At 72.0% G+C, this 8,652-nt stretch carries 9 protein-coding genes; 8 read left to right on the top strand and 1 reads right to left on the bottom strand.

Going from position 1 to position 8,652, the window contains the following annotated elements:
* A partial coding sequence (locus tag AC1D12_RS16970) for a DUF1161 domain-containing protein (RefSeq protein ID WP_477841696.1) occupies positions 1–323 on the bottom strand: 323 nt, incomplete at its 3' end.
* Positions 324–435: 112 nt separating this feature from the next.
* Here AC1D12_RS16970 and AC1D12_RS16965 point away from each other — a divergent pair.
* The 8 genes from AC1D12_RS16965 to AC1D12_RS16930 form a co-directional block, all read left to right on the top strand.
* A complete protein-coding gene (locus tag AC1D12_RS16965) occupies positions 436–1,176 on the top strand; it encodes a 5'-methylthioadenosine/adenosylhomocysteine nucleosidase (RefSeq protein ID WP_477841694.1) in 741 nt (246 codons plus the stop codon).
* A gap of 90 nt (positions 1,177–1,266) precedes the next feature.
* Entirely contained in the window at positions 1,267–2,289 is a 1,023-nt protein-coding gene (locus tag AC1D12_RS16960) for a putative 2-aminoethylphosphonate ABC transporter substrate-binding protein (RefSeq protein WP_465113634.1), read from the top strand.
* A 13-nt stretch (positions 2,290–2,302) separates the two neighbouring features.
* Entirely contained in the window at positions 2,303–2,854 is a 552-nt protein-coding gene (locus AC1D12_RS16955) for a phosphonate degradation HD-domain oxygenase (RefSeq protein WP_477841692.1), read from the top strand.
* On the top strand, positions 2,851–3,987 hold the full coding sequence (locus AC1D12_RS16950) for a putative 2-aminoethylphosphonate ABC transporter ATP-binding protein (protein ID WP_477841690.1): 1,137 nt from the start codon (positions 2,851–2,853) through the stop codon (positions 3,985–3,987). The genes AC1D12_RS16955 and AC1D12_RS16950 overlap by 4 nt, the downstream gene beginning before the upstream one ends.
* Positions 3,984–5,675, top strand: a complete 1,692-nt coding sequence (locus tag AC1D12_RS16945) for a putative 2-aminoethylphosphonate ABC transporter permease subunit (RefSeq protein ID WP_477841689.1) — start codon at positions 3,984–3,986, stop codon at positions 5,673–5,675. The genes AC1D12_RS16950 and AC1D12_RS16945 overlap by 4 nt, the downstream gene beginning before the upstream one ends.
* 29 nt (positions 5,676–5,704) lie before the next feature.
* The gene (locus AC1D12_RS16940; protein WP_477841687.1) at positions 5,705–6,805 is read left to right on the top strand and encodes a 2-aminoethylphosphonate--pyruvate transaminase; all 1,101 of its coding nucleotides are present in this window, start codon (positions 5,705–5,707) and stop codon (positions 6,803–6,805) included.
* Positions 6,802–7,644, top strand: a complete 843-nt coding sequence (gene phnX, locus AC1D12_RS16935; protein WP_477841685.1) for a phosphonoacetaldehyde hydrolase — start codon at positions 6,802–6,804, stop codon at positions 7,642–7,644. Before AC1D12_RS16940 ends, phnX begins: the two co-directional genes overlap by 4 nt.
* A partial coding sequence (locus tag AC1D12_RS16930) for a TIGR03364 family FAD-dependent oxidoreductase (RefSeq protein ID WP_477841683.1) occupies positions 7,641–8,652 on the top strand: 1,012 nt, incomplete at its 3' end. The genes phnX and AC1D12_RS16930, both read left to right, overlap by 4 nt.

Raw genomic sequence — 8,652 nt, 5'->3', positions numbered from 1 at the left:
CTCGCCGCGCTGGCCGGACTTGCCGCGTTCGTCACCCCCGGTGCGCTGGCCGCGTTCGCCCCCTGCGGCGTCACCCCGCGCCGGTAGTGCAGGATCTTGAACGCCCCGCCGTCGCAGGTGCCGACCACCTTGGCGCCCGGCGGCACCGGCGTCGCGGCCGGTACCGTCTCCAGCGCGCCGCGCACCTCGGGCGGGATGCGCGTGGCGACCGCCTCCTTGAACTGATCGCAGGCCGGCGACTGGGCCAGCGCCGTCGTCGTCGCCGCCCCGAGGACGGCCCCGCACAGCCAGGGCGCCAGGCGGCTGAAAGATGAAAACGTCAATGCATGTGCCTCATGAGTGGTTCAACTGCTCTTCCCAGTGAGCGCAATGGCGACGGAGGTTACGCCATGTCCGGCGCGTCGTGTATCCGGGCTTGACAGGCATCATGTGAAGATGTCACGCATCGCGATCGTCAGCGCCATGGYGCAGGAGCTGCACGGCTTGCAGCAGGGCTTGTCCGGCGCGCGCTGCGTGCAGCGTGCCGGGCGCGAGTTCCGGACCGGCCGGCTCGGCGCGCACGACGTCGTGCTGGTGCTGTCGCGCATCGGCAAGGTGGCCGCCGCCACGACGGTGACGCTGCTGCTGGCCGAGTTCGGCGTCGAGCGCGTGCTGTTCACCGGTGTGGCCGGCGGCCTCGGGCCGGCGCGCGTCGGCGACATCGTGGTGGCCGACACGCTGCTGCAGCACGACATGGATGCGTCGCCGCTGTTCCCGCGCCACGAGGTGCCGCTGTACGGGCTGTCGCACTTCGCGGCCGATGCGCGGCTGTCGGCCGAGGTGCAGGCGGCGGCCTCGTCGGTGCTCGATCACCTGCAACGCACCCACCTGGATGATTTCGGCGTGCGCGATCCGCAGCTGCGGCGCGGGCTGATCCTCAGCGGCGACCGCTTCGTCAGCAGTGCGGGCGAGAGCCGGCTGTTGCAGGCGAGCTTCCCGGACGCGCTGGCGGTCGAGATGGAGGGCGCCGCGGTCGCGCAGGTGTGCCACGACTTCGGCGTGCCGTTCGCGGTGCTGCGCACCGTCTCCGACCGGGCCGACGATGCGGCGCACGTCGACTTCAACCGCTTCATCGCGGAGGTCGCGAGCCGCTACACGCAGGCGATCGTGACGGCGCTGCTCGCCCGGCCGCACTGAAACACCTGCCGCGGCGCGGTCATCTAGACGTCACGACGACGTCATGCCGCGTTCCTACAGTCGCTCCGGTTGTCCACCCCCGGAGTTCCCATGCACGCTCGCCGCATCGCTTCACCGCTGGCCGCGCTGGCCCTGCTCGCCGCAGGCCTCGCCCATGCCGACACCACGCTGACCGTCTACACCGCGCTCGAAGCCGACCAGATCAAGGCCTACCAGGCGCAGTTCGAGGCCGACAACCCCGGCGTGAAGATCAAGTGGGTGCGCGACTCCACCGGCATCATCACCGCCCGGCTGCTGGCCGAGAAGGCCGCGCCGCAGGCCGACGTGGTGATGGGCGTTGCCGCCAGCTCGCTGCTGGTGCTCGAGAAGGAAGGCATGCTGCAGCCCTACGCGCCCAAGGGCGTCGACAAGCTGAGCAAGGTCTACGTCGACGATGCCAAGGTGCCGAGCTGGGTCGGCATGGACGTGTGGGGCGCCGCGATCTGCTTCAACACCGTCGAGGCCGCCAAGATCGGCCTGAAGAAGCCCGAGACCTGGAAGGACCTGCTGAAGCCCGAGTACCGCGGCAAGGTCGTGATGCCGAACCCGGCCTCCAGCGGCACCGGCTACTTCGACGTGACGGCCTGGCTCAAGATGTACGGCGAGAAGGACGGCTGGGCCTACATGGACCGGCTGCACGACAACATCGCGCAGTACACCCACTCCGGCTCCAAGCCGTGCAAGCAGGCGGCGGCCGGCGAGTTCCCGATCGGCATCGCGTTCGAGTACCGCGCCGCGAAGCTGAAGGAAGAAGGCGCGCCGATCGACCTGGTGTTCCCGCAGGACGGCCTGGGCTGGGACGTCGAGGCCACCGCGGTGATGCAGGGCACGAAGAACCTGGAGGCCGCACGCAAGCTCGCCGACTGGTCGGCCTCGAAGGGCGCCAACGAGCTGTACGAGAAGAATTTCGCGATCGTCGCCTACCCCGGCGTCGCGAAGCCGAACCCGCTGATTCCCGCCAACTACGAGCAGCTGCTGATCAAGCAGGACCTGAAATGGTCGGCCGCCAACCGCGAACGCATCCTCGCCGAATGGACGCGCCGCTACGACGGCAAGTCCGAACCGAAGAAATGACAGGGACCCGCGCGTGCTGACCGCCGCCGCGATCGAGGCGCTGTTCGCCCGCGAAGGCTCGTCGCTCTATGGCGGCGAAGCCATCAGCCAGGCCGAGCACGCGCTGCAGTGCGCCTGGGCGGCCGAGCAGCAGGGCGGCGACGATGCGCTCGTCGTCGCCTGCCTGCTGCACGACCTCGGCCACCTGCTGAGCGCGCAGCGCGACGACGCGCTCGCGCGCGGCATCGACGACCTGCACCAGCACCGCGTGCTGCCCTTCCTGCGGCCCTGGCTGCCGGCCGACGTGGTCGAGCCGATCGGGTTGCACGTGGAGGCCAAGCGCTACCTGTGCGCGGTCGAGCCGGGCTATGCGGACGCGCTGTCCGAGGCGTCGCGGCACAGCCTCGCACTGCAGGGCGGCGCGATGAGCCAGCGCGCGGTCGCCGAGTTCGAGAGCCACCGCCAGGCCGAACGCGCGATCCGGCTGCGCCGCCATGACGACGCCGCCAAGGTGGTGGGGCTCGAGACACCGCCGATCGCGCATTTCCTGCCGCGCGTCGCAGTGCTGCTGGGGCAGCGCGCATGAAGCCGCAGACCTTCCACGCCGGCGCGCTGCTCGCCGACGGCGGCCCCGCGGCAACCCTCGACACAGGCGCCGGCTGGCTGCGCGTCGACGGCATCGCGAAGCGCTTCGGCCGCTTCACCGCGCTCGCCGGGATCGACCTCGCGGTGCGCCGCGGCGAGTTCGTCTGCCTGCTGGGGCCCTCCGGCTGCGGCAAGACGACGCTGCTGCGCATCCTCGCCGGATTGGAGCCGCAGGACGCCGGCACGCTGTGGCTCGACGGGCGCGACATCGGCCGCCTGCCGCCCGCCGCGCGCCACTACGGCATCGTGTTCCAGTCGTACGCGCTGTTCCCGAACCTCGATGTCGCGGCCAACATCGGCTACGGCCTGCGCACCGATCGCGCCGCCCGCGCGCGCCGCGTGCAGGAGCTGCTCGACCTGGTGGGCCTGGCCGGCGTCGCCGCCCGCTACCCGGCCCAGCTGTCGGGCGGCCAGCAGCAGCGGGTCGCGCTCGCCCGCGCGCTCGCCACCTCGCCCAGCCTGCTGCTGCTCGACGAGCCGCTGTCGGCGCTCGACGCCCAGGTGCGCGAGCACCTGCGCCGCGAGCTGCGCAGCCTGCAGCGCAAGCTCGGCGTCACCACCGTGATGGTCACGCACGACCAGGAAGAAGCGCTCGCGCTCGCCGACACGATCGCGGTGATGAACCAGGGCCGCATCGAGCAGGTCGGCACGCCCGAGCAGGTGTACCGGCAACCGGCCAGCCGCTTCGTCGCCGATTTCGTCGGCCGTGCCAACTGGCTGCCGGTGCGGCGCGACGCGCAGGGCGCGTTCCAGCTCGGCGGCGTGCGCATCGCCTGCACCGACGCGATCGCACCGGGCCTGTCGGCCGCAACGCTGTTCTGCCGGCCGGAAGACGTGCGCGTGCAACCGCACTGGACGCCCGGCGCGAACACGCTGATGGCCAGCGTCGACCGCGTCGACTTCATGGGCGGCGTGCGCCGCGCCAGCCTGTCGCTGTGCGCCGCGCGCGAGATCGAGATCCTCGCCGACGTGGGCCCGAACGACGCCGGCTTCGATGCGCTGGTGCCCGGCCAGCGCGTGCCGGTGACGCTGCAGGCCGAGCGGCTGCGGCTGTTCGAGAGCGTCGCGCCGTGACCACGCTGGCCTGGCACCCGCCACGCCTGCAGCGCAGTGCCGACGAGCATGTGGCTGCCCTGCTGGTGTGGCTGCTGGCCGGCGTGTTCGTGCTGTTCCTGGCCGCGCCGCTGACGGCCATCCTCGTCAAGGCGGTGCAGGCGCGCGACGGCAGCTTCACCGGCCTCGCGCAGCTGAACGCCCTGCTCGGCGAGGCGCGGCTGCGCAGCGCGTTGTCGAACAGCGTGCTGATCGCGCTCGCCACCACCGCGATCGTGCTGCCGCTCGCGCTCGCCTTCGCGTTCGCGCTGACACGCTCGCGGCTGTGGGGGCGGCCGGTCTGGCGGCTGATCGCGCTGTCGCCGCTGCTCGCGCCGTCGCTGATGCCGGCGATCTCGCTGGTCTACCTGTTCGGCAACCAGGGGCTGCTGAAGTCGTGGCTCGGCGGCGCGTCGATCTACGGCCCGATCGGCATCGTGATGGGCGAGGTGTTCTACACCTTCCCGCATGCACTGCTGGTGCTGGCGACCGCGCTCGCGGTGGCCGATGCGCGGCTGTACGAGGCGGCCGAATCGCTGGGCGCCGGCCGGCTGCGGCGCTTCCTGACGATCACGCTGCCGAATGCGCGCTACGGCCTCGCGTCGGCCGGCATGGTGGTGTTCACGCTGGTGGTCACCGATTTCGGCGTGCCGAAGGTGATCGGCGGCCAGACCCAGGTGCTGGCGCTGGAGGCCTACAAGCAGGTGATCGGGCAGCAGGATTTCGGCAAGGGCGCGGTGATCGGGCTGATCCTGCTGCTGCCGGCGCTGCTGAGCTTCGCCGTCGAGCGGCGGCTCGCCCGCCGCGGCAGCGCGGCGATGGGTGGGCGCTCGGTCGCCTACCGGCCGGGGCGCAACCGCGTGCGCGACGGCGTGCTCGGCGCCGTGTGCGCTGCCGTCTCGCTGTTCCTGCTGGCGCTGCTCGGCACCGCGATCGCCGCCTCGCTGATCCAGCTGTGGCCGTACAAGCTGGTGCCGACGCTCGCGCACTATGACTTCGACCACGTCGACGGCGGCGGCTGGGGCGCCTTCGGCAACAGCGTGACGGTGGCGACGCTGACCGCGCTGGCCGGCACGCTGCTTGTCTTCATCACCGCCTACCTGACGCTGAAGACCCCGGCGCCGCGCGCGCCGGCCGCGCTGATCCGCGCGCTGGTGCTGCTGCCGATGGCGGTGCCGGGGCTGGTGCTCGGCCTCGGCTACATCTTCTTCTTCAACGCGCCCGGCAACCCGCTGCGGGCGCTGTACGGCAGCCTCGCGATCCTGGTCGCTGCCGGCGTCGCCCACTTCTACACGACGGCGCACCTGACGATGGTGACCGCGCTGCGCCAGGTCGACGGCGAGATCGAGGCCGTCTCGCGCAGCCTGAAGCGGCCGTGGTGGACGGCCTGCCTGCGCGTGACGCTGCCGATCAGCCTGCCCGCGCTGCTCGACGTGGCGCGCTACCTGTTCGTCTCCAGCATGACGACGGTCAGTGCGGTGGTGTTCCTCTACACGCCCGACACCACGCTCGCGTCGATCGCGGTGCTCGGCATGGACGATGCCGGCGACACCGCGGCCGCCGCCGCGATGGCCACGCTGATCGTCGCGAGCTCGCTCGCCGCCACGCTGCTCATCAACGCGCTCGCGGCCTGGCTCGGGCGGCGCTCGCAGGCCTGGCGCCAGCCCTGATTCCTTCGCTTTCCCACCCGGATGTTCCGATGCGCGAACCCTTGTTGTTGACCCCCGGCCCGCTGACGACCAGCCTGGCCACGAAGATGGCGATGCTGACCGACTGGGGCTCGTGGGACGGCCGCTTCAACGCGCTGACCGCGGATGTGTGCCGCCGGCTGCTGGCCGTGATCGATGGCGGCGACGAGTTCGTCTGCGTGCCGCTGCAGGGTTCCGGCACCTTCGCCGTGGAAGCCGCGATCGGCACGCTGCTGCCGCGCGACGGCAAGCTGCTGGTGCTCGTGAACGGCGCCTACGGCCAGCGCATGGCGCGGCTGACCGCGGTGATGGGCCGCGCTGTGCAGGTGCTGGACTTCGGCGAGGCGGCGGCCGTCGACCCGGCGCGCGTCGCCGACGCGCTCGCCGCCGACGCAGCCATCACCCACGTCGGCGTGATCCACTGCGAGACCAGCACCGGCATCCTGAACCCGCTGGAGGCCATCGCCGACGTGGTCGAGCGCGCCGGCCGGCGCCTCGTCATCGACGCGATGAGCAGCTTCGGTGCGCTGCCGCTGCCGGCGCGCACGCTGCGCTTCGACGCGGTGATCGCCAGCAGCAACAAATGCCTCGAAGGCGTGCCCGGCATGGGCTTCGTGCTGGTGCGCGAGCGCGCGCTGGCGCAGGCCGAGGGCCGTGCGCATTCGCTGTCGCTCGACCTGCACGACCAGTGGCGCTACCTGCAGAAGACCGGGCAATGGCGCTACACGCCGCCGACGCATGTGCTCGCGGCGCTGGCCGCCGCGCTCGACCAACATGACGCCGAGGGCGGCCAGCCGGCGCGCCTGGCCCGCTACCGCGACAACTGCGAGGCGCTGCTGGCCGGGCTCGCGCGGCTCGGGCTGCGCAGCTTCCTGCCGGCCGCGATCCAGGCGCCGATCATCGTCACGGTGCATGCGCCCGCCGGGCCGGGCTGGAACTTCAGCGATTTCTACGAGCGCGTGAAGGCACGCGGCGTCGTGCTGTACCCGGGCAAGCTGACGGCGGTCGAGACCTTCCGCGTCGGCTGCATCGGCGCGATCGGCCGCGCCGAGATCGGGCAGGCGATCGATGCGATCGGCCATGCGCTCGACGAGATGGGAGCATCGGCATGAACCAGGCCCCCTACCGCCACACCCGCCGCTACCAGGGCCCACTGCAGGCCGTCATCTTCGACTGGGCCGGCACGCTGGTCGACCACGGCTCGTTCGCACCGACCCAGGTGCTGATCGATGCCTTCGCCGGCTTCGGCATCGAGATCACGCTGGCCGAAGCACGCGTGCCGATGGGTCTCGCGAAGTGGGACCACATCCAGGCGCTCGGCCGGCAGCCCGGCGTGGCCGCGCGCTGGCAGGCGCGCTTTGGCCATTCGATGGGCCGCGACGACGTCGATGCGCTGTACGCCGCCTTCATGCCGCTGCAGGTGGAGCGGGTCGCGCAGTACTCGACGCTGATCCCCGGCGCGCTGGACGTCGTCACCGCGCTGCGTGCACGCGGCCTGAAGCTCGGCTCGTGCTCCGGCTACCCGCGCGTCGTGATGGACCGGCTGCTGCCGCACGCCGCCACGCAGGGCCTGAGGCTGGACCATGCGGTCGCGACCGACGACCTGAAAGCAGGCGGCCGGCCGGGGCCGTGGATGGCGCTGGCCAACGTGATCGAGCTCGGCATCGGCGAGCTCGCCGCCTGCGTGAAGGTCGACGACACGGTGCCCGGCATCGAGGAAGGCCTCGCGGCCGGCATGTGGACGGTCGGACTGTCGCTGTCGGGCAACGAGGCCGGGCTGACGCTGGCGGAGCTGCAGGCGCTGGGGCCGGACGGGCTGCAGGCGCATCGCCGCCGCGCCGCGGCGAAGCTGGCGCAGGCCGGGTCGCATTTCGTGATCGACAGCATCGCCGGGCTGCCCGCGGTGCTGGAGGCGATCGAGGCGCGACTCGCGCGCGGCGAGCGGCCGTGAGCAGCGGACGGCTCGCGATCGTCGGCGCGGGTGTCGTCGGGCTGGCGCATGCCTGGGCTGCCGCACGGCGCGGCTGGCGGGTCAGCGTGTTCGAGCGTGATGCGCAGGCGGTCGGCGCCTCGGTGCGCAACTTCGGCCTCGGGCTGGTGCTCGGCCAGCCGGCGGGCGAGATGCTCGAGCTGGCACGGCGCAGCCGAACGCTGTGGCTCGAATTGCTGCCAGCCCTCGGCGCCTGGCACCAGGCCGAGGGCAGCCTGACGGTGGCGCGCAACGCGGCGGAATGGGCGCTGCTGCAGTCCTTTCACGCGCTGAAGGGCAGCGAGTACACGACGCAATTGCGGACGGCCGCGCAGGTGGCCGATCGTTCGCTGAACGGCATCGGCGCACTGTGGAGCCCGCAAGAGATCGCGTTCGAGGCCCGCGAGGCGATCCCGGCCTTCGCGCAGTGGCTGGCTGAGCGGCATGGCGTCGAGTTCCATGTCGGGACGCAGGTGCATGCCATCGAGCTGCCTCGGATCGAGACCTCGCGCGGGCACTTCCCGGCCGACCGCGCCGTCGTCTGCAGCGGCTCGGACTTCCAGACCCTCTACCCCGAGGTCTTCGCACCGCTCGCGCTGCAGCGCTGTGCCTTGCAGATGCTGCGGCTCGCGAACCCGGGGTCGCGCTACGGGCAGGCGCTGCTGACCGGCCTGTCGTGCCTGCACTACCCGTCGTTCGCCGGCGTCGACGGGATCGACGCGCTGCGCCGCCGGGTGCAGCAGGACACACCGGCGCTGCTCGAGCACGGCATCCACCTGATCGTGCAGCAGCTGGGCGAGCGCGGCGAGCTGGTGGTCGGCGATTCGCACCACTACGGCGGCACCGTCGCGCCCTTCCACGACGAGCGCATCGACGAGCTGCTGCTGGCGCTCGCCGGCGACCTGCTCGGGCAGCCGCTGCGCGTGCTGCAGCGCTGGCAGGGCGTGTACGCGAGCGGGCCGCGGCCGTTCGAGGTGCTGAGCCCGGCGC

It is taken from the genome of Rhizobacter sp. P1_G5, assembly GCF_056405435.1.
Note: the sequence above shows the minus strand (reverse complement) of the source record. Positions and strands in the feature narration are given on the sequence as shown.

Coding starts and splice junctions, on each gene's coding strand:
- phnX (WP_477841685.1), top strand. CDS start 6,802: ATGAACCAGGCCCCCTACCGCCACACCCGCCGCTACCAGGGCCCACTG.
- AC1D12_RS16950 (WP_477841690.1), top strand. CDS start 2,851: ATGAAGCCGCAGACCTTCCACGCCGGCGCGCTGCTCGCCGACGGCGGC.
- AC1D12_RS16960 (WP_465113634.1), top strand. CDS start 1,267: ATGCACGCTCGCCGCATCGCTTCACCGCTGGCCGCGCTGGCCCTGCTC.
- AC1D12_RS16940 (WP_477841687.1), top strand. CDS start 5,705: ATGCGCGAACCCTTGTTGTTGACCCCCGGCCCGCTGACGACCAGCCTG.